General features: G+C 72.4%; 18 protein-coding genes. 4 read left to right on the top strand and 14 right to left on the bottom strand.

Annotated elements, in window-relative coordinates:
- Nucleotides 1-17 precede the first annotated feature (17 nt).
- Nucleotides 18-2,915, top strand: a complete 2,898-nt coding sequence (locus J2S55_RS10940; protein ID WP_306859425.1) for a bifunctional glycosyltransferase/CDP-glycerol:glycerophosphate glycerophosphotransferase — start codon at nucleotides 18-20, stop codon at nucleotides 2,913-2,915.
- A 68-nt stretch (nucleotides 2,916-2,983) separates the two neighbouring features.
- Entirely contained in the window at nucleotides 2,984-4,048 is a 1,065-nt protein-coding gene (locus J2S55_RS10945; protein ID WP_306859427.1) for a glycosyltransferase, read from the top strand.
- Between the two features lie 34 nt (nucleotides 4,049-4,082).
- Here the strand turns inward: J2S55_RS10945 and J2S55_RS10950 are convergent, their stop codons facing one another.
- The 10 genes from J2S55_RS10950 to pseB all read right to left on the bottom strand — a co-directional run bounded on the left by J2S55_RS10950 (nucleotide 4,083) and on the right by pseB (nucleotide 18,811).
- Nucleotides 4,083-5,126 carry a sulfotransferase family protein gene (locus tag J2S55_RS10950; protein ID WP_306859428.1) on the bottom strand — a complete coding sequence of 348 codons (1,044 nt, stop codon included), beginning with the start codon at nucleotides 5,124-5,126 and terminating at the stop codon, nucleotides 4,083-4,085.
- Nucleotides 5,127-5,128: 2 nt separating this feature from the next.
- Complete coding sequence (locus tag J2S55_RS10955) at nucleotides 5,129-6,139, bottom strand: sulfotransferase family protein (RefSeq protein ID WP_306859430.1); 1,011 nt, start codon at nucleotides 6,137-6,139, stop codon at nucleotides 5,129-5,131.
- Between the two features lie 25 nt (nucleotides 6,140-6,164).
- Nucleotides 6,165-6,986 carry a CDP-alcohol phosphatidyltransferase family protein gene (locus tag J2S55_RS10960; protein ID WP_306859432.1) on the bottom strand — a complete coding sequence of 274 codons (822 nt, stop codon included), beginning with the start codon at nucleotides 6,984-6,986 and terminating at the stop codon, nucleotides 6,165-6,167.
- A 314-nt stretch (nucleotides 6,987-7,300) separates the two neighbouring features.
- Nucleotides 7,301-10,897 carry a bifunctional glycosyltransferase/CDP-glycerol:glycerophosphate glycerophosphotransferase gene (locus J2S55_RS10965; protein ID WP_306859434.1) on the bottom strand — a complete coding sequence of 1,199 codons (3,597 nt, stop codon included), beginning with the start codon at nucleotides 10,895-10,897 and terminating at the stop codon, nucleotides 7,301-7,303.
- 275 nt (nucleotides 10,898-11,172) lie between these two features.
- Nucleotides 11,173-12,213: a pseudaminic acid synthase gene (gene pseI / locus J2S55_RS10970; RefSeq protein WP_306859436.1), complete on the bottom strand. Its 1,041-nt coding sequence runs from the start codon at nucleotides 12,211-12,213 to the stop codon at nucleotides 11,173-11,175.
- Entirely contained in the window at nucleotides 12,203-14,053 is a 1,851-nt protein-coding gene (locus J2S55_RS10975) for a glycosyltransferase family 2 protein (protein WP_306859438.1), read from the bottom strand. Before J2S55_RS10975 ends, pseI begins: the two co-directional genes overlap by 11 nt.
- Nucleotides 14,054-14,078: 25 nt before the next feature.
- Nucleotides 14,079-15,872, bottom strand: a complete 1,794-nt coding sequence (locus tag J2S55_RS10980) for a class I SAM-dependent methyltransferase (protein WP_306859439.1) — start codon at nucleotides 15,870-15,872, stop codon at nucleotides 14,079-14,081.
- Nucleotides 15,862-16,692: a hypothetical protein gene (locus J2S55_RS10985; protein WP_306859441.1), complete on the bottom strand. Its 831-nt coding sequence runs from the start codon at nucleotides 16,690-16,692 to the stop codon at nucleotides 15,862-15,864. Before J2S55_RS10985 ends, J2S55_RS10980 begins: the two co-directional genes overlap by 11 nt.
- A gap of 11 nt (nucleotides 16,693-16,703) precedes the next feature.
- Complete coding sequence (locus J2S55_RS10990; protein ID WP_306859443.1) at nucleotides 16,704-17,828, bottom strand: DegT/DnrJ/EryC1/StrS family aminotransferase; 1,125 nt, start codon at nucleotides 17,826-17,828, stop codon at nucleotides 16,704-16,706.
- Nucleotides 17,828-18,811 carry a UDP-N-acetylglucosamine 4,6-dehydratase (inverting) gene (gene pseB / locus J2S55_RS10995; protein ID WP_306859445.1) on the bottom strand — a complete coding sequence of 328 codons (984 nt, stop codon included), beginning with the start codon at nucleotides 18,809-18,811 and terminating at the stop codon, nucleotides 17,828-17,830. Before pseB ends, J2S55_RS10990 begins: the two co-directional genes overlap by 1 nt.
- 104 nt (nucleotides 18,812-18,915) lie before the next feature.
- Between pseB and J2S55_RS11000 the strand changes: the two genes are divergently transcribed.
- Nucleotides 18,916-19,653, top strand: coding sequence for a cytidylyltransferase domain-containing protein (locus tag J2S55_RS11000; protein WP_306859447.1), 738 nt, complete (start codon nucleotides 18,916-18,918; stop codon nucleotides 19,651-19,653).
- Complete coding sequence (locus J2S55_RS11005; protein ID WP_306859449.1) at nucleotides 19,650-20,888, top strand: PseG/SpsG family protein; 1,239 nt, start codon at nucleotides 19,650-19,652, stop codon at nucleotides 20,886-20,888. The genes J2S55_RS11000 and J2S55_RS11005 overlap by 4 nt, the downstream gene beginning before the upstream one ends.
- A gap of 419 nt (nucleotides 20,889-21,307) precedes the next feature.
- Here J2S55_RS11005 and pseH read toward each other — a convergent pair whose 3' ends face one another.
- The 4 genes from pseH to J2S55_RS11025 are packed head-to-tail and all read right to left on the bottom strand — an operon-like array spanning nucleotide 21,308 to nucleotide 25,537.
- The gene (pseH, locus tag J2S55_RS11010) at nucleotides 21,308-21,796 is read right to left on the bottom strand and encodes a UDP-4-amino-4,6-dideoxy-N-acetyl-beta-L-altrosamine N-acetyltransferase (RefSeq protein ID WP_306859451.1); all 489 of its coding nucleotides are present in this window, start codon (nucleotides 21,794-21,796) and stop codon (nucleotides 21,308-21,310) included.
- Between the two features lie 5 nt (nucleotides 21,797-21,801).
- Nucleotides 21,802-22,845 carry an HAD-IIIC family phosphatase gene (locus J2S55_RS11015; RefSeq protein WP_306859453.1) on the bottom strand — a complete coding sequence of 348 codons (1,044 nt, stop codon included), beginning with the start codon at nucleotides 22,843-22,845 and terminating at the stop codon, nucleotides 21,802-21,804.
- On the bottom strand, nucleotides 22,842-23,108 hold the full coding sequence (locus tag J2S55_RS11020) for an acyl carrier protein (RefSeq protein ID WP_306859455.1): 267 nt from the start codon (nucleotides 23,106-23,108) through the stop codon (nucleotides 22,842-22,844). The genes J2S55_RS11015 and J2S55_RS11020 overlap by 4 nt, the downstream gene beginning before the upstream one ends.
- 53 nt (nucleotides 23,109-23,161) lie before the next feature.
- Nucleotides 23,162-25,537, bottom strand: a complete 2,376-nt coding sequence (locus J2S55_RS11025) for a hypothetical protein (protein ID WP_306859457.1) — start codon at nucleotides 25,535-25,537, stop codon at nucleotides 23,162-23,164.
- Nucleotides 25,538-25,603: the final 66 nt, after the last annotated feature.

The following is a 25,603-nucleotide window of genomic DNA, read 5'->3' on the forward strand; positions in this document are numbered from 1 at the left end:
CGGGAACACCACATAATGTGATCAATCCACCGGACTGCAGCGTGGTCGTCATCACCTACAACGACGCCGCACGGCTGCCCAGAGCCGTGCGGTCGGTGCTCGACCAGTCGCTGCGGAACGTCGAGGTGATCATCTCCGACGACGCGAGCACCGACGACACCGAACGGGTCGCGCGGGAGCTCCAGCGGGAGGACCCCCGGGTCCGCTACCTGCGCGCGGACGTCAACAGCGGCGGCTGCGGACGGCCGCGCAACAGCGGGGTGGCGGCGGCCCGCGCGCCGTACGTCATGTTCCTCGACAGCGACGACCGGCTGACCCGGCACGCCTGCAAGAGCATGGTGCTGGAGATCGAACGGACCGGCGCCGACTTCGTCACCGGGCAGATCTCCCGGCTCTACGAGTGGAGCGGCAGGACGCAGAGCTACTACCCCGACCTGTTCGCCAGGCGCAGGACCGTCGAGGGGATCGCCCAGGAGCCCGAGCTGTTCCTCGACTCCTTCAGCACCAACAAGCTCTACCCGGCCGAGCTGCTGCGGCGGCTGCCCTTCCGGGAGGACCTGTACTACGAGGACCACGTCTTCAGCGCCGAGCTCTACTGCGCCGCGCGGCGCTTCGCCGTGGTCCCGTGGGTCGTCTACCTCTGGCACCGGGCCCAGGAGAAGGACGGGGCACGGCTGTCCATCTCGCTGCGCGTCAAGGAGCTGGACAACGTCCGGCACCGGATCCGGGCGGCCCGGCTGAGCGACGACACCCTGCGCGCCCACGGCCTGGCCCACCTGGTGCCCGAGCGCCATCGCCGTTTCCTCCGCCAGGACCTGCGGGTCTACCTCAACCCATTGCCCTCGCGCGACCTGGCGTGGGCCGAGGAGTTCGCCTCGCTCGTCCGGCCCTACCTGGCCGAGATCGACCCCGAGGTCTTCACGCGGATCGAGCCGGTCGCCCGGGTCTGCTGCGGGCTGATCCTCGACGGCCGGACCGACGAGCTCCTGGTCGCCGCCCGCTCGCTGAACGGGCCGCAGGCCGCGCCGCGCTCCGCCGTACGGCAGGGCGGCCGGACCTACTGGGGCACCGTCCCCGACGAGCGGATGGACATCACCTCGCTGCGGATGGCCGAGCTGCCCTACACCGCCTCCCGGCTCCGTCACGAGGCCGCCTTCACCGGCGAGGGCACCCGGGTCACGCTGACGATCAGGACCTACGACCCGTTCGGGGTGCTCGCCGCCAACCCCGGCTGGAGCGCGTCCCTGCGCATGTGGGACCGGCAGGTGCCGCTGGCACCGCGCGCGCAGGACGACGGCAGCCACCTGAGCGAGGCGACCGTCGACCTCGCCACGTTCAGGCATGGCCCACTGGGCTTCGGCGGCCACTACGACCCCCAGGTCGGGATCGTCCGCGCCGACGGCCGGGTGACCACCGACCGGCTGCTCGTCGACCCGGCCGCCGGGCCGTTCACCGCCACCGTCCCCGGGCACCGGGTCACGGTCAGGGCGGAGGGGCACGCCGCGGTCCTGCGGGTGCAGTGGCGGCGCAGGGGCCTGCTCCGGCCGGTGCCCCGGCTGGGGCGGTTCGCCCGACGGGTGATCAGGCGGGTAGGGCGGCCGGAGGTGAAGCTCCGCGTCTACAAGGGCCTGATCAGGATCGTGCCGCCGCGCCGGGACCTGGCGCTGTTCGAGTCCGACGTCGGCGCCGGATACACCGGCAATCCGCGCTACGTCTACGAGGAGCTCAGGCGGCGGCGGGCGCCCCTCGACATGGTCTGGTCCGTCGCCAGGAACAGGCGGAACTTCCCCGCCGACGCCAAGGTGGTGCGCCGCATGAGCTGGCGCCATCTGTGGACCATGGCCAGGGCCGGCTACTGGGTGGACAGCCACGGCATGCCGCTGGGCTACCCCAAACCACCCAGGACCCGCTACCTGCAGACCTGGCACGGCCAGGGCATCAAGTCGGTCGGCTTCAACTCGCCGGACCTGCGGGCCGACTTCCCCGGGCCGCGGGAGCAGTGGCGGGCGGCGGTGGCGCGCTGGGACGCGCTGGTGTCGCCGAGCGCCGAGTTCGAACGGGTCTTCCTGCCGTCCCACGGATACGAGGGGCCGGTCCTGCGCTACGGCTCACCCCGGTGCGACGTGCTCGTCCACGGCGACGACGGGGCCGTACGGCGGGTCAGGGAGCGTCTGGAGCTCCCGCCGGGGCGCAGGGTGCTGCTGTACGCGCCCACCTACCGGGACCGGGCCAGATCCTCCGGGCGGTCCGTCCGGGCCGACCTGACCATGATGGCCGAGGCGCTCGCCGACGAATGGGTGGTGATCCTGCGCCCCCACCCGGTGGAGCGCTACCGGGTGCCGCAGGACCTGCGCCACTTCGTCCGCCCGGCCGGCTCCTATCCCGAGGTCAACGACCTGATGCTGGCCTCCGACGCGCTGCTGACCGACTACTCCTCCCTGATGTGCGACTACGCGATCACCGGCCGGCCGATGCTGTTCCTGATCGACGACTGGGACGAATACCGGCGCGTGGAGCGGGGTGTCTACCACGACCTGCCGTCGATCGCCCCCGGTCCCTGCCTGACCACCACGGAGGAGCTGATCGGCGCGCTCCGCGATCTCGACGGGGTGGCCGCGTCGTTCGCCGCCCGATACATCGCCTTCCGCCGGACGTGGTGCGCCGACGAGAAGGGGCACGCCTCGGCGAAGGTGGTGGACGCCTTCTTCGGCCCGGCCCCGGCCCCGGCCGGCGGACGGGCCCGGATCAACGGCCACGCCCGGGACGACGACCGCACTCGGGACGACGACCGCACTCGGGACGGCAGCCGTACTGGGGACGGCGTCCGCGGCCGGGACGGCGCGCGGCGGACGGTCCGCCTGCCCCTGCCGGCGTGGTCGCCCATCCGGCTCACCCCGCCGTGGTGGTCGCGGTGAGCCCGGAGCCGCGCGTCCGGACGGGTCCGGAGCCGCATGTCCGGACGGGTCCGGTGGTGTTCGCCTGCATGGACGCCGACACGCTCGGCGGGATACAGCGGGTCACCCACACCGTGGCGCAGGGCCTGGCCGAGCGGGGGCACGACGTGCACGTGGTCGGGCTGCACCGGGCCGAGAGCCCGTTCCGCTACGTGGAGCGGCCCGGATACCGGCACCACGTGATCCACCGCACGCCGATCGGCAAGGTCTCCCGGCTGGGCAGGCACCGCGAGCGCCGCGTGCTCGGAGGGCTGTTCCGGGAGCTGGGGGCCGGCTTCGCGGTGCTCGCCTCCCCGGGTGTGGTGACCCGGCTCGCGCCCCTGCTCCCGGAGCACCTGCTCCCGATCGGCCAGTATCACGGGTCCTACGAGCACGCGCGGGGCTCCTGGCACCTCGGCTCGGTCCGGGGCCACTACGGCCGGCTGGAGAAGGCGGTGTTCCTCAGCGAGGACGACGCCTGGCTGTTCTCCGAGCACGCGCTGCTGCCCAACACCTGGGCCATCCCCAATCCGCTGCCCGCCTGGCCGACGCGGACCGCCGAGCTGACCGGCCACCGGGTGCTCGGGGTCGGCAGGCTGGAGGGCGTCAAGCGGTTCGACCGGTTGATCTCGGCCTTCGCGGAGTCCTGCCGCGCCGTGGGCGGGGACTGGGAGCTGCATCTGATCGGCGAGGGCGAGGAGCTGGAGCGCCTCCGGTCGCACGCGCGGGCGTGCGGGGTGGCCCGCCGGGTGGTGTTCCGCGGCGCGGTGCCCGCCGCCGAGATGGGCCGCGAGTATCTGGACGGATCGCTGCTCGGACTCTCCAGCGAGCACGAGGGGCTGCCGCTCGTGCTCGGCGAGGCCGCCTCCCACGGCGTGCCCTCGGTGGCCTTCGACGTGTCGGGCGGGGTGCGGACGCTGGTCGTCGACCAGGAGACCGGCCTACTGGTGCCGCCGGCCGACGTGACGGCCCTCGCCGCGGCCCTGGCCGGGCTGATGTCCTCGGTGGAGGAGCGGCGGCGGCTGGGCACCGCCGCTCGCGCGCACGTCGAGGCGTTCCGGCTGGAACGGGTCCTGGACCGCTGGGAGGCCCTGTTCGCGCAGGTCGGCCGCTGACCGCCGGCCCGGCGGAAGCGTCCGTCCGGGCGGGTCAGCCGTTGACCTTGGCGGGTTCGGTGCGGGGCAGCGGCACCCCGGCCAGCACGAGCTGGCCGGCGGTGAGCCGGGCGCCCAGCGGGTTCGGCTCGCGGAGCCGTATCAGCCGGTCGAAGGCCACCCGCTTGACCCGGGCCAGCTTGCGCTTGGCCGCGGTCCGCTCGTAGGCGACCATCCGCGAGGTGTCGGTCTTCGGCGCCCCGCTGAGCTCGTAGCCGTAGGTCTCCAGCCGGTCTCCGAGGACGCTCTCGCACAGCGAGATCTCCCAGGGATCCAGCCGCTCCCGCCAGGAGCCCGACCGCGAGGTGGTCACGTCCTCGTGCGTACGCGAATGCCAGGTCTTGCGCTCGGGGCAGGCGATGCCGGCCACCAGTTTCGGCTCACACATGTCCGGGGCGAACTCCTCGCCGAGGAACTCGCACAGCCGGCGCAGATGGGCCTCGGGGTCGGTCGTCAGGTCCTCGTAGCGCAGTTCGTGGTAGCTGCCCTCGGGGAGCTTGGGCGCGCCGTGCCGGGCGAAGTCGATCGCCTCGGCCCAGCCGGCGACCGCGCTGTAGACGCTCCCGTTGTACCAGGGCATCTCCTTCAGCGACGCCACGCAGTCCCGGCCGTCCCTGATCAGGTGGACGAACTGGGCGTCCGGGAAGAGCCGGAGCAGCACGTCGATGTGCTGGAAGTACGACGGCCGCTTGTCGCCCCAGCGCGGCTTGCCGTGCCGGGTCGCGTAGGAGCGCAGGATGATGCCCAGTGCCGAGCCGAGCGTCGGCGGCCCGTCGACGATCTGCCGGATGACCTCCTCGCCGTCCAGCCCCAGATCGTGGAAGCGCGACTGGCGGCGGTTGACCACCCACTCGGCCAGCTCCCGCCTGCGTGCCGGGTCGTTCAGATCGCCGAAGTGCAGCCGCCGCTGGTAGGCGGTGACCATGAACCGGGTCTCCGGAGGGATCGCGATGCGGGGGTGGGCGTGCGTCATGAGCTGCAGCATCGTCGTCCCCGAGCGGGGACAGCCCACGATGAAGATCGGCCGATCCGACTGCATTGTCAGACCTTCGCCAGCTCGCCGAGCTGCCGGGTGGTGAGCTGGGCGGCCACCGGACTCGGCTCGCGGAAGCGGTTCAGGCGGTCACGGAACTCCTTGCGTCGGCGGGCCCAGCGCCGCTTGGTCGCCGCCCTCTCGCACGCCTCGACGTGCTCCCGGCCCGCCTTGGGGGCCCCGCTCAGCTCGTACCCGTTGGCCGTCAGCCGCTCGGCCAGCACGGTCTCGCAGACCGAGAGCTCCCAGGGCTCCAGCCTGGACTTCCACGAGCCGGTCCGGGCGGTGGTCACGTCTCCGTGGGTGTTGCTGTGCCAGACCTTGTGCTCGGGGATCGCCATCCGGGCCACATGCTGCGGCTCGCTCATCGCCGGGTCGTAGTCCTCGCCGAGGAAGTCGCACAGCTTGCTGAGCTCGGTCTCCGGGTAGGCCGTCAGGTCCTCGTAGCGCAGCTCGTAGTAGCTGTCGGCCGGGAGGTTCTTGGCGTGCCGCCGGCCGAAGTCGATCGCCTCGGCCCAGTTGGTCACCGCGTGGAAGATGTCCTTGGTGTACCAGGGCATCTCCTTCAGCGACGACACGCAGTCCCGGCCGTCCCTGATCAGGTGGACGAACTGGGCGTCCGGGAAGAGGCGCAGCAGTAGGTCCACGTGGTGGTAGTAGCTGGGCCGCTTGTCGCCCCAGCGGGACTTGCTGTGCTGCTCGGCGTAGGAGCGGAAGGTGATGCCCATCGCCGAGCCCAGCGTGGGCGGCCCGGCGGCGATGCTCTCGATCAGCTCTTCCCCGTTGAGCTTGAGCTCCTTGAACTTGGTGTCCTTGTCGCTCACGATCCATCGGCCCAGCCTGCGCCGGTTCCCCTGCTCGCGCAGGTCCCCGAAGACGAACCTGCGGTAGTAACCGGGCACCACGAACCGTGTCTCCGGAGGCACCGCGATGCGCGGATGCGAGTGCAGCATGAGCTGCAGCATGGTGGTGCCGGAGCGCGGGCAGCCGATCACAAAGATCGGTCGGTCTGACTGCATGACAACGAACCCCCGTAAAAGATGATCAAACAGGTACGCGCTGCACGTTCTCCGGGTGCGGCACGGTAGGCACGGCCCGGGTGAACAGCCACATGCGGTAGATCAAAAAGACCTCGTTGAGGAGGAGCAGCACCCCCGCGACGATCGAGACGGGCAGCAGCGCCGCCACCCCGATCAGCGGGGCGACCACGAACACCGCCGCGTGGAACTCGATGCCGCTGATCAGGTGGGTCCGCACCCGGTGGCGGACCAGGAACCGGCCGAACCTGCGGCGCAGGCCGATCGGCCTGGCGGTCCGGGGCTCCCCGGGCTGCCGGGGCTGCCGGGGCACCATCGGTTCGACCTTCGCCCGGGGCTCCGGCCTGTTCTCCTTGACCACCTCGCGGACGCGCTTCATCTGCGGCGCGTTGACGTAGCGGAACAGGTCCAGGACGGCCACCCCGGCGCCGAGCATGATGTAGGAGACGTCCCTCGTCGCCATGTACTGGCCGAACGCCAGCCCGACCGCGCAGCAGACCACCCGGATCCGGTCGCCCACGTAGTCGAGCCAGAGGCCGAACGCGGTCCCCGTCGCCTTGAGCCGCGCGATCTTCCCGTCCATGCAGTCGACCATGAAGCTCACGTAGAACAGCGCGGCCCCCGCCACGAGCTGTCCCAACGCGAAACAGACCGCCGACCCCATTCCGAGAACCAGCGACAGACGTGTGAGCCCGTTGGGGGTCATGGCTGTGTGGTTGGCGACGAGCAGTGTGAGCCTGCACGCCACCGGATCGACCACGAAGACCGTCCACCAGGAGTCTCTTCGTTTGCGGGTCGCGTGAACGTCGTTCAACGAATAGGCCCTCATGCCTTCAAGCATGGCCACCCTGCGTGATCGAAGGTTGACACTCGGGCGCCAAGAGAGCATCTCCATACCGGTTCTTGACCAGCAGCGTCATTCGGGGGCGCCGGTGCCCGCGACTCTCCCCGACGGACGATCGGACAATTACCGTGATTTTCCGGGAAAGCATGCATGCCTACCCGAGTGCCGCCCCTGCCGGGGTTGCCGCCCGGTCCCCCGCGACACGGGCGCGACACCCCGCCCCGGCCGCCGCCGCGGGGCCTGCGACCGTACGGCGGGCCCTGCGACCGTACGGCGGGCCCGCGAGGCGTCCGGCCGGGTCAGTCCCCGAAGACGTGGTCGACGACCCGCGCGGCGGCGCCTCCGTCGTCGAGGTGGCAGAAGCGTTCCCGGAAGCGGCCGTAGGCGGAGGCGTGGGCCGGGGCGGTCGCGTCGAGGCCGGCCAGCGCCTCGATCACCTCGTCCGAGGTCTCCAGCAGGGGTCCTGGGACGTCCTCGGCCGGATCGAGGTAGAGACCGCGCAGCCGCCCGCGGTAGTGCTCCAGGTCGTGGGCGAACAGGAGGATCGGCCGGCCGGTGCCCGCGTAGTCGAACACGAGCGAGGAGTAGTCGGTGACGAGGACGTCGGCGACGAGCAGCAGGTCCGTGACGTCCGGATACCGGGTGACGTCGACGGCCCCCGACTCCGGGCCGAGGGGCCTCAGCGTCTCGGACACGTGCGGGTGGCCCCGGAAGAGGAAGACATGGCCGTCACCGAGCGCCCGGCGCGCCCGGCCGAAGTCCAGCCGGATGTCCAGGTGATACTTGCCGCCCGGCAGGACCTGGTCGTCGCGCCAGGTCGGCGCGTACAGCACCACGCGCCTGTCCGGCGGCAGCCCCAGTGCCCGCCGCACCCGCGCGGCCTCCTCCCGGCTCCCGGGCCGGTGCAGCGGGTCGTTGCGGGGGCTGCCGGCCTCCAGGACGGGCCCGCCGTACCGGAAGGCGCGGGGCAGCACCGAGGTGCCGAAGGAGCTGGGCGAGACCAGCAGGTCCCACTTCGCCACCTCCAGCGCGAGCCTCCGCAGGTGGTCGGCTCCGGCGCCGAAGCGGCCGCCGGCGATGTCGTGGGCGACCCGCTTGAGCGGGGTGCCGTGGCACGTCCGCACGTAGACCTGGCCGTCGCGCTTGGTGAACCAGCTCGGCGCCCTGTCGTCGGACAGGACGTGCCGGGCGTGGGCCAGGGCCTCGTAGTGGGCCCGGCTGTCGCGCAGCACGACCCGGGCGCCCTCGGGCGGCCGTCCCCCGCCGTCCGCGGAGACCCACACGCACTCCCGGCCGTCTCCCCTGCGCCGCAGCTCCTCGTACACCGCCCGCGGACTGCCGGAGTACTGATGCCCCCGCCAGGACTCGAACACCACGAGATCCCGGAGCGGCTCCTTCATGAAGGCCGGGTAGTCACGCTCGGTGAGGCGCCGCTGGGCGTGGTATCCCCGGTCGGCGCCGAGCGCCGGCTGGACGTCGACGGCCAGGCCGTTCGCGCGGTGCGCCCGCACCCGGAACGTCTGCAGGCCGGCGGTGTGGACGGCGGGCAGGTCGGCGAGCAGGCTCCTGGCCAGCCTCACGGGAGACAGCTCCCCCCCGGACTCGATCAGGACCTCCCACCGGCCGCCGCCGAGCGGCACGTGCTCGCCGTACAGCTCGGCGCGGGTCAGCGGGAGCGCGCAGGCGAACCGCTCCCCCTCCCGCTCCAGCGGCACGTGGTGGATCCCTCCGCCGCCCACCCTGCGCAGGACGAGCCGGGCCCGCGGGTCCACCGGCCCGGCGGACCGGCCCGTCACGTCAAGGCTGTCGTCGGCGCCCCAGCCGACCCCGGTCACCGCCGGCCGGACGGGGCGGACCACCGCGCTGAGCGGGCCGAGCCTGGCCGCGACGACGCCGACCTCGCGGTCCCCCACGGTCACGTACTCCTCGGCGGCCACGAGCCCGGCCATCAGCCTGCGGGGCCTGTCCTGGCCCACGGCGACCGACAGGTCCCACTTGAGGTCGGGGTCGATCTGCGGGTCGGCCGGGTCACCGGCCGGCAGGTCGGCCGGGAGCAGGTCCGCGACGGGCAGGCGGGCGCTGAACCCGACCCGGCCGCCGCCGAGGGGTTCGCAGCGCGCGGGGACGCCGACCTCCCGGCCGCTGCGGCGCAGCCGCGCCAGCAGCCTCCCGTCCAGAGCCTCCGGAGCGTCCGGACTGCCCTGACCCTCCGGACCGGCGGAGCTGTCCGGACCGTCTGAACCGTCTGAACCGTCCGGCCGGTCCGGGCCGTCCGGCGCCTCGGAGGCCACCCAGCCCGACACCTCGATCGTCCCCTCGCCGCCCGGCCGGGGCTCCGCCACGGTGTGGACCCGCTGGACCCTGAACAGGACCTCGTCGTCGGGGTTCACCTCCACGTACAGGCTGATGTGGGGGGCGACCGGGACACCGGAGAAGCGGCGGACGTCGCTGCTCGGCGTCGCGGTCAGCGGGCCGGAGCGCTGGACGTCCTGCGCGGTGAGCCCGACCTCCACCTGCCATCTGGCCTTCCGGGCTGACCTGACCAGCACGGCGAGGTCGATGTCGACCTCGAAGCCCGACCAGTCGTAGCAGGTCACGCCCTGGCGGGAGGCGGTCACGTCGGTGCGGAGCAGCCGCCGGACCGGCAGCTCGACCGTGCGCTGGGTCCGGGTGTTGCGCAGCGTCACCGTGATCTCGGAGGAGTCCTCCGCGGGCAGGCCGATGCCCTTGATGTAGGCGCGGCCGGACAGGCGCAGGCGGTGGTCGTCGCTGTGCCATTCGATCTGGTCGACCCGGCAGACCAGGCTGAGGTCGTTGTCGCCCGCGCGGAAGACCTCCCTGGGCAGCACGCCCCGGTGCATCATCGGGTGGTCGGCGTACCAGCCGGACGCGTGGCGCGTCAGACCGTGGAAGACGCCCTCCCGCCGGTCGGCCAGCACTTCGGTGAACTCCTCGGCCCGGCGGCGTCTCAGCAGCTCGAACATCAGGCGCTGCTCCCAGGGGAGCTCGGCCAGGATTTCCGGGTCCATGCGCTCGACGAGCGACCCGGCGTTCTCCACCAGGCGGGCGCGGTAGTCCTCGTCGGCGTCCAGCGCCGCGTTGACGTAGAGGGTCAGGTCGCTGCGGAGGACGGACTCGTCGAACTGGCGCCGCAGAGCGGCGGAACCGTGCGCGGCCAGGAACTCCTGGACGCGCGTGATCGACGCGATCCGGTCCTCCAGGTTGCCGGGCGCGGTACGGCTCTGCGTGATCGACGGGTCTCCCGGCTCCCGCTGCCGCCAGTAGTAGACCACGTCGCCGAGCACGTCGACCGAGCGCGCCAGCACATGGGCCGGGATGGTGACGGGCGCGTCCTCGTAGAGGCCCGTGGGGAAGCGGAAACCGTGCTCCCGGTAGAAGTCGTGCCGGAAGACCTTGTTCCACGCGGTGCGGTCCAGGAGCAGTTCGGGCCGCGCGCTGACGTGCGTCTGCCGTACGGTCTCCCGGAAAGGCCGGGAGTGCAGGCCCGAGCGCCAGGTCCCGGCCGAGTTGAGATACAGGACGTTGCCGCACGCGAAGTCGGAGTCCGACTCGCGCAGCGAGGAGACCAGCAGCTCGTAGGCGTCGGGGGGCAGCACGTCGTCGCTGTCCATGAAGCACAGGTAGCGGCCGGTCGCGTGGAGCGCGCCGGTGTTCCTGGCCGTCCCCAGCCCGGCGTTCTCCTGGTGGATCACCCGGAAGCGGCGGTCCCTCCCGGCGAACGCCTTGGCGATGACGGCACTGCCGTCGGGCGACCCGTCGTCCACGCAGATGACTTCAAGATCGCGGAGCGTCTGCCTGGCGATCGACGCCAGGCACGCTTCGAAATACCGTTCCACGTTGAAGAAAGGGACGACGACGCTCAGAAGCGGGGACAAGAGTCAGCCTCCAACATTCTCGAGATCCGGGATAGCCGAGGTGATCGCACGGAGGGACCCGGAGCCGGTCCGGACGTGCTCCGTCCCCACGAGAATGAGGAGAACGCCCGATAGGCATACTGGCCATGCGGTTAAATGACGCGACTCTTGTCGAGCCTTGACCGCCCCGGAGGGCCCGGCGACGCCCCCCTGACACGCGAAGGTCCGCGGAGCGGCGTGCTCGCCGCTCCGCGGACCTCATGGGCCTCATGACCCGCCGGGCCACCGCGGTCCGGTCAGATCAGCTCCCAGGTGAGCGGGGTCCCGCGCGGGACGTCACACCGGAACGTCCGGCCGGCGACCGTCGTGATCGCGTCCGGCGGGAGCCCGCCGGCCGGGCGGATCGAGCGGACGTTGCGCTCGGAGACCACGTCCCCGGCCCGGACGTCGGCCACGACGTACAGGGACCGGCGGAAGCGCATCCCCTCGCTCTCGGCGGAGACGGGGCGGACCACGGCGCTGCCGAGCGCCTGCCACGCCCGGTCGCTCTCGACGACGAGCGCCGACAGCTCCGCCGGCTCCAGTGAGAACGCCGCGTCGACGCCGCCCCCCGCCCTGTCGAGGGTCACATGCTTCTCGATCACGCACGCGCCGAGCGCGACCGCGGCCACTGCGGCGCCGATGCCCGGGGTGTGGTCCGACAGTCCGACCGGCAGCCCGAACGCCTCCGCCAGGACGGGCAGCCGGCGCAGGTTGCTGTCGGAGACCGCCGCGGGATAGGCCGCCGTGCAGCCCAGCAGGGCCAGCTGCCCGCACCCGGCCTCGCGGGCCGCCTGGACCGCCGCGTCCGTCTCCCCCAGGCTCGCCATCCCGGTCGAGATGATCAGGGGTTTGCCGGTCCGGGCCACCCGGCGGATCAGCGGCAGGTCCACGATCTCCGATGACGCGATCTTGTAGGCGGGCGCGTCCAGGCTCTCCAGGAGGTCCACGGCCGTCGGGTCGAACGGGCTGGAGAAGACGGTCAGCCCCGCCGCCCGCGCCCGCTCGAAGATCGGCCCATGCCACTCCCAGGGCGTGTGCGCGCGGTTGTAGAGGTCGTAGAGACGCTCGCCGCCCCACAGGTCGTGCCCGCCGGAGATCCGGAACGACGGCCCGTCGGCGTCGATGGTGATGGTGTCCGCGCGGTAGGTCTGGAGTTTGAGCGCGTGCGCCCCCGACGCCGCCACCGCGTCGACGATCTTCATCGCCCTGGCGAGCTCCCCGTCGTGGTTGCCGGACATCTCCGCGATGACGTACGGCGGGACCTGCACGCCGACGGGCCGCCCATTAATGATCATCTTCACTCCGTTGGACTCGCAGCGCCATGTTCCCGCGTGATGTGCGCGCCGTCTGGATCCGCCAGCCGTCCAGCTCCCACTCGGGGAGCTCGTGGAGGGCCACGGGCATCCGCAGCGGCCTGCCGTCGGCCATGCCGGACAGGAACATGTTCCAGGTGGCCGTCTCCTGCTCGACCCGCACGTCCTCGGCGGGCACCTCCATGACGAACTCCCGGCGGTCCTCCGGCCCCGCGGTGGTCTCCACGGGGTAGGACCGCGCGGGGCCGCTCATGACGCTCATCACCAGGGCGACGCCCTCGGCGGTCTCCTGCTCGGCGTGCCAGCCGAGGATCCGCAGCCGGCCGCCGGCCAGCTCGCAGCCGGTCACCGCCGCCCGGGGGCGCTTCACGGTGAGGACGGCGGACCCCTTGTCGTCCACCAGCGGCTGGACCCACATCCCGGCGTCGGTCACGTGGGGGCCGAGGGCCGGGGTCTGCCCCCTCAGCCGCGTCTCCCGGACGATGCCGTCCACGGTGAACCTGACCCACAGCTCCCACTTGGCGGCCTGCTCGCACAGCGGCCCGGGGTCGCAGACGAAGGCGAACCCCAGGTCCTCCCGCTCCACGGGCAGCTCCAGCACCGTGCCGCCCGCGCGTTCGAGCAGCCACAGGTCGATCGAGCACGACGACGACGCCCCCACCATGACCCCCGGCAGCTTCACCCTGCCCTCGCCGTGCAGCCGGCCCTCGCGCCACTGCCAGCCTTCCAGCAGGCCGGTCATCGTGAGCTCCCGCGAGACGTCGAAGACCCAGCGGGGTATCCCGTGCCCCCGCCGGAAGGGATAGTCGGCATACCACTTGCGCCGCGACAGCAGGCTCCGCCGGATGCGGGTCTCGTCCATGCTCTCCCGCTCGAACCGGACCGCCTCGGCCAGCTCCGCGACCTTGCGCCGGTGCATCAGCTGAACCTGCAGCCGGCGGATCGCGGGCAGTTCCAGATATGTCTCCTGGCGCACCGTGTCGAGATAGGAGCAGACGGCGTCCAGCAGGAGATCGGGCTCGACGCCCGCCGCCAGCGCCTCGACCGCCACCCGCAGATCGTTGAAGAGCGTGTCCCGCTCGTAGACACGGCGCAGCCCGGGGGCGTGCTCCTCAAGGAAGCTCGCGGTCTCCATGACGGAGATCATGAGGTCGGTGACGTTCTCCGCCCGGAAGCGGCGCTCGGTGATCGACCCCTCGCGCAGGCGCCAGATGTAGACGACCTCGGAGAGCACGTCCACGGCCTGGGCCCGGACGTGGGCGGGGATGGTCACCGGCATGTCCTCGTACAGCCGGGCGGGGAACTCCATGCCCAGGGTGTCCCAGAACGAGCGCCGGAAGACCTTGTTCCATACCGAGCGGTCGAAGAGCAGGTGCACGTTACGGGTGATGTGCGTGCCCGTCTGGGTCTTCTTGAAGGCGTTGCGGTGCGCCCAGGACTGGACCAGCCCGTCGGAGGTGAGCCGCTGCACGTTGCCCGAGGCGATGTCGGACCCGCTCTGCTCCAGGGAGTCCACCAGGAGCTCGTAGGCGCGCGGGGGGACGATGTCGTCGCTGTCGGCGAAGGCGAGATACCGTCCCGACGCGTGCTCCACCCCGGTGTTCCTGGCGGGGCCGAGGCCCTGGTTGTCCTGGACCACCACCCGGAAGCGCGGGTCCCGTGAGACGTAGTCCTTGGCTATGACCGCACTCGCGTCCGTCGATCCGTCGTCCACGCAGATGACCTCAAGATCACCGAGTGTCTGGCCCTGGATCGAGGCCAGGCAGTCGTCGAAATACGGTTCGACGTTGTAGTACGGAACAATCACGCTGAGCCGCGGCATACGGTTCACCCCCAGGAACGTTGGACTAACGTGCGGCGTTTCCACCCGGACCGGCACCGAACATCCGCCGCACCGGACGGAGCGCGGCCGCCGGGGCGGTGATCACACGCCCCAGCCGGGAACCCCCGGAGGGCTGCGGTCTCTTGTCACGCCGCCGCGCCTGTTTGACGGCGCGGACAGCCTTCGCCAGCCGGGCCTCGGCTGCCTCCAGGTCGCGCTCAAGCATGGTGATCTTCTGCTGGGCCTCCTCCAGCCGCGCGCTGAGCCGCCCCCTGGCCGCGTACAGCTCGCGGTAGCCCTCCCACCGCTCCCCGGGCCCGTCCCCGCCGGGGCCGTCCTCCTCCCCGTCCCGGCCGGCCTCCTCCCGGGGACCGTCCTGCGGGGTGGCGCCCAGATCGGCGGCGATCTCCACCTCCAGCTCCGCGCCCCGCCGTACGGTCTCCTCGCCGGCCGTCGCGCCCGCCATCGCCAGCAGCGTCAGCGTCAGCCGGTCGGCGCCGAGCTGCCAGGACCACGGATGCCACTGCCCCGACTCCAGCAGGCGCGCGGCGAAGTGACGCATGATCCGGGCCACGACGGCGCCGGCGTCGAGCTCGCCGGGGAGCTGCCAGCTGGCGTCCAGCATCGCGAACCGGGCGCCGTCGAAGACCACGTTGTCGGCCACGGCGAAGGCCGTCCAGCCGGGCATCCTCCCGTCGCCGCCGTGGCCCTCCAGCCACCGCAGGAAGAGGCCGAGGACCTCGCGGACCGCGACGACGTCGTTGCGCGCGCAGGCCGTCATGAGGATCTCGGCCAGGGACCGGCCCTCGGGGACCGGCCCGTCGAGCAGCCCGGGTGTCCGGGTCACCCGCCCCGACACGCGCAGCGTCCGGTCCCCGCGCGCCCTGCGCGTCCATCCGCCCTGGGCGGCCGGGGCCAGCTCACAGGGGAGCCGCCAGTAGGGGGCGGCTCCGGCGTCGACGGTCAGCGCCACCGGCAGGGCCGCGGGGCGTGCGCCGTCGGCGTGCGCGGCGACCACCCAGCGGGCCGCGACCCGGGCCCCGAGCCCGCCGGCCATCACCGCGCGTGCCAGGTGCCGCGGGTCGTGGCCCGCCGCGGGCGCGCCGAACGCCCCGGCGCAGGCGGCCACGGTGAGGGCCGCCGGCGCCGAGGCGGCCTCCAGGACCGGGACGTCCATCAGCAGGTGCGGCCCGTACGGCCGGCCGTAGGCCGCGTAGCTCCTGCCCACCGTGAGACCGGCGGCGGTCAGCAGGCCGGTGAGCTGCTCCAGGCTCACCGGGCGGGAGCCGTCCAGCTCGGCGGCCGCCCAGTCGTCGTCCGCGCGCCGATGGACCTCGTGAGGGTCTCCGGCGAGCCGGTGGAGGCCCAGCGGGTTCTCCGCGCCCAGCACGAGCGTCCCGCCGGGGGCGAGCATCCCGGTGAGCCGCTCCAGCGACTCGGCCCAGGTGCCGCCCGCGTGGTCGAAGGAGGTCAGCCGCCCGACTCCGTCGAGGGCGACCACCACGTCGAACGCCCCGGGGAAGGCCGCCTTCTCCAGGCTCCCGCAGTGGACCGTCAGCTCGTGGTGCCCGGCCAGGCGGCAGGCGTCGGAGTAGGAGCGCACCAGCACGCTCGGCTCGCACGCGGCGACGGCCGGATCCTCGAAGAGGCCGGCGGGGTGCGGCCCCGCGACCAGGACCCGCGCGCCGCCGGGAAGGAGCGGGTGCAGCAGCTCGCCGAGCACTCCGGCCCCGTCGGCCCCGGCGCCCGCGGCGTCGGACCACTCAAGCATCTCGCCCCCGATGAGATGTACGCGGGCCGCGGCGTCGTCACAGGTCATTGGTCTCCCCCGACCATCCGAAAACTGTTCTGATCTCTTCGGGGGACGCCAGACATCCGGCCCCCAGCTCCTGTCCGGCGATCTGCCGCGCGGTGGCGAGATCGACCTCGGCGCCGTGGAGCTCCGGCCACAGCCGCCGGATCCGCGCGACCCCGCCGTGCATCGGGTCCTCCCCGGCCAGGACCATGGGGTCGCCGTAGACGGCCGGCTCGCACCCGGCCGCGATGCCGTGGAAGACGGCGGTGCTCAGCCGGTTGGACGCCACCCGCCGGTGCCGGCGGAGCTCGGCGAGCTGCCGGTAGGGGAAGCGCGGATCGGTCCCCTTCTTCATCCAGCCCCGGGCCCCGTGGCTGATCACCCGGAAGCCCGCCCGTTCGTAGAGGTCCCGGACGGCGGGCTCGCCGAACTCCAGCCAGTAGAGGCAGACGGTGACCGGCCCCTGCTCGACCTCGCGGATCTCGTCGATCAGGCGCCGGTGGTCCCCGTCCACGTGCTGGCGCTCCCAGCCGTGGAAGGGATACCAGATCGTGCCCTCCCGCGGCTCCTGCGGCCCGGCCGGCTCCAGCTGCGTCAGGTAGAGCCACGGCGCGCCGATCGGGTAGTAGTCGCGGCGCCCCCGTGCCCAGCCCCGGCGGCGCATCGCGTCGGACCAGACGAACTTCGGCGTCACCGGGACGTATTTCTCACGGGGGCCGAACCCGTCCAGGGCGTTCCAGCCGTGCTGGAGGTAGCCGTTGATGCGCGGCGGCCTGCGCCCGTCGAGCCCGCAGAACCGGGCGAAGACATGGGCGTGCCCGTAGAAGTGGTTCGTGTGGTGCATCGTTTCTCCGCTCAGCCGAGAATCGCGTGGAGAGCTCCGATGACCCGGTCCTGCTCCGAGTCGGTGAGGCCGGGGAACAGGGGCAGCGACAGCTGCCGCGCGTAGAACTCCTCGGCGACCGGGCACATGCCGCGCCGGTAGCCCATGTCTGCGAAGGCGGGGTGCCAGTAGGCGGGCAGGTAGTTCACCTGGACGCCGATGCCGGCCTCCCGCATCCGCTCGTAGACCTCGCGCCGCCGCCCGTCGGGGATCCCCACGGCGTACAGGTGCCAGGCGGGGTCGACATGGGGACGGCAGGCGGGCAGCCGCAGCCCGGCCAGACCGGCCAGGGCGCCGTTGTAGCGGGCGACGAGCCGGGCCCGCCGCGCCTTGAACTCGCCCAGCCGCCGTACTTGGCTGATGCCGAGGGCGCACAGGACGTCGGGCAGGCGGTAGTTCAGGCCGAACTCGTGGACCTCCTGATGCCAGCCGCCCTCGCCCAGCTCGCGCTGCTCCTCCGCCTCCCTGACCAGCCCGTGGTTCCTGAAGCGCCGGGCACGGCGGAGAAGCTCCTCGTCGGCCGTGGCGACGGCGCCGCCCTCGGCCGTCGTGATCGTCTTGGTGGGGAAGAAGGAGAAGGTCGTCAGGTCGGCGAGCGTGCCCACCGGCCGGTCGCGATAGCGCGACCCGACGGAGTGGGCGGCGTCGCCCACGACCAGTGCCCCGGCCCGCGAGGCGACCTCGCGCAGCGTGTCGTACTCGGCCGGGTGGCCGGCGTAGTCGACGGCCGTGACCACCCGCGTGCGCGGGCCGGCCGCCGCCGCCACGGCCGCCGGGTCGAGGTTGGCGGTGTCCTCCTCCACGTCGGCGAAGACGACGCGGGCGCCGAGCATCACGGCCGTGGCCGCGGTGGCGACGAAGGTGATCGGCGAGGTGACCACCTCGTCCCCCGCGCCGACGCCCGCGGCCGCGTAGGCCGTGTGCAGCGCCGCGGTGCCCGAGGTCACCGACACGCACGGCACGCCTCCGGTCCAGGCCGCGAGCTCCGCCTCGAACGCGGCGACGGCCGGACCGGTGGTCAGCCAGTCTCCCTCCAGGACGCTAAGGACACCTTCGATGTCACGCTCGTCGATCGACTGTCTACCGTACGGAAGCATCAGGCCCTCACCGCGAGCAGCTCGCGGATGTCCTCGGCCGACAGCCACTGGTCGTTGGTGTCGGAGCGGTAGGAGAACCCCTCGGGGACGCCCTGACCGCCGGGCGGCGGGACGTATCCCCAGGTCGCGATGGTGGGCTGCACCACGTAGCGGGTGGCGAGCCGGATCGTCCTGCGGCTGTCGTCGGCGGCGATCATCTCCTCGTGGAGCTTCTCCCCCGGGCGGATGCCGACCTCGTGCATCGCGGCGCCCGGGGCGACGGCCTCGGCCAGGTCCATGATCCGCATGCTGGGGATGCGCGGGACGTAGAGCTCGCCCCCCTGCATCAGGTCGAAGGAGTCGACCACGAAACGGACGGCCTGCTCCAGGGTGATCCAGAAGCGGGTCATCCGCTTGTCGGTGATCGGCAGGCTGGCGCCCTCGGCCGCCAGCTTCTGGAAGAAAGGGATCACCGAGCCGCGGCTGCCCATCACGTTTCCGTATCTGACCACGGCGAACCGGGTCACATGGTTGGAAGCGTAGTGATTAGCCGATACCAGCAGTTTGTCCGCTACCAGCTTGGTCGCCCCATAAAGATTGATAGGGCTGGAGGCTTTGTCCGTCGAAAGCGCGATCACTTTACGGACACCGCAGTCGATGGCCGCCTCGACGACATTCTGGGAACCGCTGACATTGGTCAGAACATATTCGAACGGGTTGTATTCGGCCGTGTCGACCTGTTTGAGCGCGGCCGCGTGCACGACATGCTCGACGCCGTGCATGGCGCGGGTCAGACGGCTACGATCGCGCACGTCACCGATGAACCAGCGGAGCCTGGAGTCGTCGGCGAACAGTTGCCGGATTTCGTACTGCTTCAGCTCGTCCCGCGAGAACACGACCACCCGGCGCGGGTCGTGATGGTCGAGCACGTGCCGGATGAAAGCCTTTCCGAATGATCCTGTCGCCCCGGTGACAAGGATCGATGATCCTTCAAGCTCGCCCACCCGAGTCCCCCCATACAAGACTTCCGTAACTTACGGTAGTCATTCAGTGACAAGCTCGTAGCATAACGCAGCATCATCACCGCCCAACCGAGTTAGGAAATGTTTTGGCCGTTCACATCGCCGGAGTCATTCAGGCCCGCATGGGGTCCACCCGCCTGCCGGGGAAGGTCCTGCGGAGGCTGGGCGGGCGCACCGTCCTGGAGCGGGTCGTGCGCGCCGCCTCGTGCGGCGGCGTCCTCGACGACCTCGTGGTGGCCACCACCGCCGAGCCCGCCGACGACGCCGTCGTCGCGGAGTGCGAGCGGCTCGGGGTCCCCTGGCACCGCGGTCCGGTGGACGACGTGCTGACCCGCTTCCTCGGCGTCCTCGACCGGCTGGAGTGCGAGGCCGTCATGCGCCTGACGGCCGACTGCCCGCTGCTCGACCCGGAGATCATCGCGATGGCGGCGGGCACCTGGCGGGCCACGCCCACGCTCGACTACCTGAGCACCAGCCCCCAGCCCAGGACCCTGCCCAGGGGCCTGGACGTGGAGATCATCTCTGCGGAGGCGCTCCGGAGCCTCGACGCGGCGGCCACCGGCCACCACCGCACCCACGTGACCTCATACGTCTACACGCACGCCGAGCGCTTCCGGATCGCCGGCCTCATGTTCCCCCCGGGCGACGCCGACCTGCGCCTCACGCTCGACACCGCGGAGGACTGGGAGCTGATCAAGACGGTCGTCGACCACTTCGGGGACGGACCGGTGCCGCTGCGGACCCTGGTCGGGTGGCTGAGGGAGCGGCCGGAGGTCGTGGCGCTCAACGCCGGCGTGCGGCAGAAGTCCCTGGAACAGGCGTGAGACGCGTCGGGATCCGGTGCGACGCCGGCGCCGCCCGGGGCGTCGGCCACCTGATGCGCTGCCTGGCCCTCGCCGAGGAGCTGCGCGGGCGGCGGGTGGAGGTCGTCGTCCTCGGCGACCTGGGCGGGCTCGACTGGGCCGGCGGGCAGCTCGCCCGGCGCGGCCTGCGGCTGCTCCCCGGGCCGGACGGCGTGGCCGCCATGGTCGGGGCCGCCCGCCGCCTCGCGCTCGACGCCGTGGTCATCGACTCCTACGACCTCGACCCCCGCTGCTCGGGGGCGCTGCGCGAGGCCGGGGTCAGGGTGCTGGCCGTGGTCGACGGCGACGAACGCGGCCAGGACGCCGACATCTACCTGGACCAGAATCTCGGCGCCGAGCGCCGGCGCGGCGGCACTCCCGCCGGATCGATCCGGCTCGCTGGGGTGCGCTACGCCCTCCTCCGCGACGACGTACGGCGGCTGCGCCGGCAAGTGCCACCCGAGCCCGGGGACCCGGCCGGCCCCGAGGATGCGATCGAGCCCGGGAATCCCACCGGGCCTCTGGAGGCGATCGAATCCCGAAGGTCGGCCCGATCCGGAGACCCGGCCGGATCTCGGAGGCCGGCCGAGCCCGGGAGACCGGCCGAGCCCGGAAACGCGATCGAGCCGGGGAATCCCGCCGGGCCGGTGGAGGCGATCGAATCCCGGAGGGCGGCCGAGCCCGGGGGACCGCCTCGGGTGCTGTGTTTCTTCGGGGGCACCGACGCGGCCGGGGCGGCCCCCCTCGTGACGGGTGAGCTCATCGCGACGGGCGTGCCGTTCCAGGCGACGGTCGTCACTCCGCGCGAGGGGGTGCTGGACCACCTCCGGCCGGCGGCGGGCCAGGTGATCCGGGGCATCCCTCCCACCGACGATCTCCCCGGCCTGATCTCGGCGGCCGACCTCGTCGTCACGGCGGCCGGCAGCAGCGTGTGGGAGCTTCTCTACCTGGGCAAGGCCACCGCGCTCGGCTGGGTGGCCGACAACCAGTGGCCCGGCTACCGGGAGGTGATCTCGCGCGGGCTGGCCGCCGGGCTCGGCCGCCTCGACGCCCCGGCCCGCTTGGACGGTCCGGCCCGCTTGGACGGTCCGGCCCGCGCGCACCTGCGGGAGCTGCTCACCGGCCCGCAGGTCCGCCGGCGGCTCGGCGCGCGCGGGCCCGAGCTGGTCGACGGCGAGGGCCGGGTGAGGGTCGCCGACGTCCTGCTCTCACCGTGACGGCTTCAACCGCCGACGTCCTGCTCTCATCATGACGACCCCGGCCGCCGACGTCCTGCTCTCACAGTGACGACCCCGGCCGCCGGCGGCCTGTCCCCGCTGTGACCGCCCCGGCGGTCGACGCCCCGCTCTCACCGTGACGGCTTCGGCCGCCGGCGGCCTGCCGTCACGGTGACGGCTCCCCGCCGTGTCCGTGACGGTGGACATCGCCGTGCCGCAGCCGCGGCCACGATCACCGTCATGACCGTGGACACCACCATGCCCGCAACCATGACCGCGATCACCGCCGTGCCGCAGCCGCAGCCGCAGCCGCAGCCGCAGCCGCAGCCGCAGCAATGATCACCGTCATGACGGTGGACACCACCATGCCCGTGGCCATGACCGCGATCATCGCCGTGACCGTGGACACCGCGCCGGGGTCACCGCGCCAGCTCCATGACGACGACGGGCTCCTCGACCCCGTCCACCTCGCGCGTGTAGGTGCCCACCTCGGCGAAGCCGTAGCGGCGGTGCAGGGTCCGGACCGCCTCGTTGCGGACCAGGACCTCCCCGCGCAACGTGCTGATCCCCAGCTCGGCGAAGGCGTATTCGACGGCCTCGCCCTCGATCCGCATCCAGGCGGCGAGGAGCTCACCGCGCTCGCCGAGCCCGTCGACGTCGAGGTAGAAGCCCCACCCGGCCGTCCGCGCCCGGACGTCGTGGTCGAAGAGGTTCACCACCCCGCTGGGCACGCCGTCGTGCTCGTAGACGAGGATCCGGCGCGTGGTGTCCGCCATCGTCGCCGTCCACCACCTGCGGTGTTCCTCCTGGCCGATCTCGTGGGCGGTGAAGCTGACCCCCCGCACGCGGGGATGGTTGCGCCACCGCCGGATCATCTCGCTCTCGCGCCCGAGCGCTCTCCTGAGCATGGCGGTCAGCCGGTCCGCACCGTGAGGTAGGCGGGAGGGTCCTGGATGCGGCTGAGGTCGGACTCCAGGATCTGGAGGTCGCCCCGGGTCCCCACCTCCTGGAAGCCCGCGAAGCGGTAGGTCACGAACATCACCCGGTTACGGTCGTTGGGCAGGAACTCCGCCTGGAGCCGCACGCCGGCCTCCCGCGCCAACCGCATGATGTGGTTCAGCAGGACCGTCCCGACGCCCCGGGACATCACCCGGCAGGACATGAGCAGCAGCTTGAGCGTCCAGATCTCGGCCCCGCGCTCGACCAGGCCAAGGCCGATCTTCCCGTAGGAGCCGAACCTGTCCTCCAGGCCGGCCACCAGCAGCAGGTGGCCGGGGGACCGCGCGAATCCGCGCAGTTCCTCGTAGGAGTAGGTGATCCCGGTGGAGTTGAGCTGGTTGGTCCGGACGCTGAGCTCCTCGGCGCGCCGGAGGTCCGCCTCGCCCGCCGTGGAGATCGTGAAGGTCATGTCGAGCGTGGCCAGGAAGTCGTCGCTGGTCCCGCCGAACTCGCGCTCGGCGGCGTCCCTGAGCTCCGCCCCCAGATACATCGAGCGCCGGTTGCGGGAGTCGTCGGTGACGAACCTCGGCGTGAAGACCGGCATCTCCGGGATCCTCGACACGTCGCCGGCGTCCAGGCAGAGCACCCCGGGATGGCTGAAGGCGACCTCCTCCCGCTCGAACGACTGGTCGTCGATGAGGGCCAGCGTGTCGATCCCGATGTTCAGGGACTCCGCGATGGCCGCCACGGACTCGGACTTCGGGCTCCAGCAGATCTGGGGGACGAGGAAGTAGTCGCGCAGGCCGAACCGCTCCAGCTGCTCGATGGCGGTCTCGCTGTGGTTCTTGCTGGCGATCGACTGCAGGATCCCCCGTTCGTCGAGCACCCGGATGACCTCCGCGACCCCGGGTCGGAGCGTGACCTCCCGGTCCTCCAGCAGGACACCGTCCCACAACGTGTCGTCCAGGTCCCAGACGAGGCACTTGACCGGGCCCGGCCGGTCGACGCTCGCGGTCATGCGGGCACGCCCCCCGTCCGCGGGGCGGCCGAGATCCGCCGCACCAGCGCCGCCATGGACCGGACACTGCGGAAGTTGTCCATGTGGAGCTCCTCGTTGGGCACCGTCACCGCGAAGGTCCGCTCGACGAACACCACCACCTCCATGGCGAACATCGAGTCGACGAACCCCAGGGCGAAGATGTCGTCGTCATCGCCCCAGCTCCGGCCGGGGAAGCGGGGTTCGATGAATGCCCTGATCCGCGCGTCGATATGATCTTGCACCGGTATCACCCTTTCGGTCGCGGCAAGCCCTCCGGTCACGGCAGGCGCCGAAGTTACTCTGGGCGTCGCCGCGAAAGCGTACTGTAATCAAACGGGCGCGTGGGAGACCATGGCCCGTCCGGTGTTCCGGCGGTTATCTCGTAGACCGCGAAACGCCCCTTCTCGTGACGGAGCTCGGCGAAGCGCCCCAGGTCCGGTGAGACCGCCGGACGCCTGCCGTCGACCAGCAGCCAGCGCACGCCGTACCTCTCCCTGAGCGAGCCGACCGCCTGGGCGGTGGGGGCGGTGAAGACGGCGTCGTTGGCCGCCAGCAGTCCGCTGTCCCAGAAGGGCAGCAGCGGCATGGTCTGCCGGTCGACGTCGGTCAGCGACCTCATGGTCCGGGGCGTGTAGCCCCATCCCTCGACGAGGATCCGGCGCTCGGTGTAGGCAGATATCCAGAAATGCCGGTTGTCGCAGGACGAGTACGTGGAGCTGAACCGGCAGTGGGCGTTGGTCGCCACCACGTCGTCGACGCCCGAGTGGTCGCGCAGCCACCGCGCGGCCTCCAGGCCGGCCCGGGGCATCTCCCACCGCCGCGGTGCGGGCTCCGGGGACAGGGCCCTGGCCGTCGACTGGACCACCGACGGCACGGAGAAGCCCGCGATCACCAGGATCACGGCCGCCCGCCTCCACTCCGCCCGCCGCAGCAGGAACAGGGCGGCGGCCGGCACCGTGCACAGCAGGACCCAGGGCAGGGCCAGGGCGACGGCGAACCCCACGCCGCCGAGGGCCGCGAGGTCGGGCGGCGACTCCGGTACCGCCGCCCGGACCGCCCCCGCCGTCGCCCCGCCGGCCACCACGCAGGCGCCGGCCACCAGGGCGCGCAGGCGCCGGGGGACCGTGGCGAGGGCGGCCAGGACGCCCGCCGCGGCGACGATCGACAGGTAGGGCCGGGCCGCTCTGAGGAAGTAGAACTGGCTCAGGCCTGGGTGCCCGAGCAGCGTCACGGCGGCGACGCCGCCCAGCCCGATCCCGAGGAACAGCGTCAACGTCCGGTCCGCCCCGGAGCCGGGAGCGGGCCGGGGGCCGAAGACACCCGCCCAGATGACGGCCCAGGCCAGCAGGAAGATCAGGGAGAGCGCGGCGGGGACGGCCCACGGGCCGTTCACGTCCACCCCGGAGACGATCTTCCCGAGGGTTCTGACCGCCGTGGAGAACGGCCGCGGCCCCAACCCCTGGGACGCCCCGCCGAAGATGACCGCCTGGGCGAACGCCAGTGCCGCGAGGGTGAGCAGGCCGAGTGTCACGAGGGTGCGGTCCACCCGTCTCGACCGCACCCGGTCCACCGCGGCGAGCAGGCAGACGCCCGCGGCCAGCAGCGGGAGGTAGGTGGCCTTCGCCCCGGTCAGGGCGGCGAGCAGCGCGGCCACCGGCACGAAGATCGCCTTCCCCGGCGCCCGCTCCCGCAGCAGGGCGGCCACCAGCAGGGCGAGAGCGGCAAAGATCGCGGCGCCGAAGGTGTGGGTGGGGCTCGACCAGGCCAGGACCGCGTCCAGCGGGCCGCCGGGGAAGTCCTCCGCCGACCTGGAGTACGGGTTCAGCGGGCCGGCGAAGTAGGTGATGAGGAGTCCCAGGACGCCGGCCCGCCACCTGCCGGTGACCATGAGGGCCGTGGCCGGGAGGAGCACGACGGAGACCGCCACCATGGGCAGGATCGCGAGGCGGTACAGGATCGTCTGGGCCTCGATCCCCGTCACCCAGCTCGCGGCGGCCATGTCCGCGTAGACGAACCAGTGGTAGGACAGCGGCTCGCCCAGCACGTGGGGGACGGTCGGCGGCAGGTGGTTGCGCAGCTCCGCGACGAGTGCGAGGTGGAAGGGCATGTCGACGTGCGGGGCGGCGTTCCCCGGCCACCGGGGACCGTTGGCGCCGAAGAAGGTGAGGGCGCCGGAGACGACGAGGAAGCAGAACACCCCGGCCATGGCGGCCGCGGCCCCGGCGGGGACCCGCGCCGCCGCGGTGGAGCGCCAGTGCCGGCGCAGGCGGGGACGGACGAGGAAGACCACGATCACCGCCAGCGGGCCGAGCACGACCAGCCCGGGCCGGCCCGCGGCGCGGGCCGCCAGGTAGAGCGGGATCTCCAGCGCGTACCCCAGCGCCGTGCCGGCGGCGAGGTCGACGGCCGGCGGGGACGGCAGCCGGGTGAGAGCCCGCCAGAGCAGGGTCCCCGGGAGGGTGAGGCAGAGCGCGACGTAGATCGCAAAGAGGCCGATCGCCCTGGCCGGGGTGGCGTGGGCCAGCAGCGTCCCGGCGGTCACCAGGCCGGCGACCACGCCCGGGAGCACCGTGAGCCACCGTCTCCACGGCCGTGACCGCGGTCCGCGCCGCGGCGCTGCCGGCGCCCCCTCGACCTGCTCCGCGCCCGCGACCAGTGTCGCCGCGTCCATGATCCACCGCCCGTCGCGCACGGCCGTGCCGGCCCCGGGCGGCACCCGCGCCCCGGCTACAATGAT

Source organism: Streptosporangium brasiliense, from assembly GCF_030811595.1.
GTDB classification, from domain to species: domain Bacteria; phylum Actinomycetota; class Actinomycetes; order Streptosporangiales; family Streptosporangiaceae; genus Streptosporangium; species Streptosporangium brasiliense.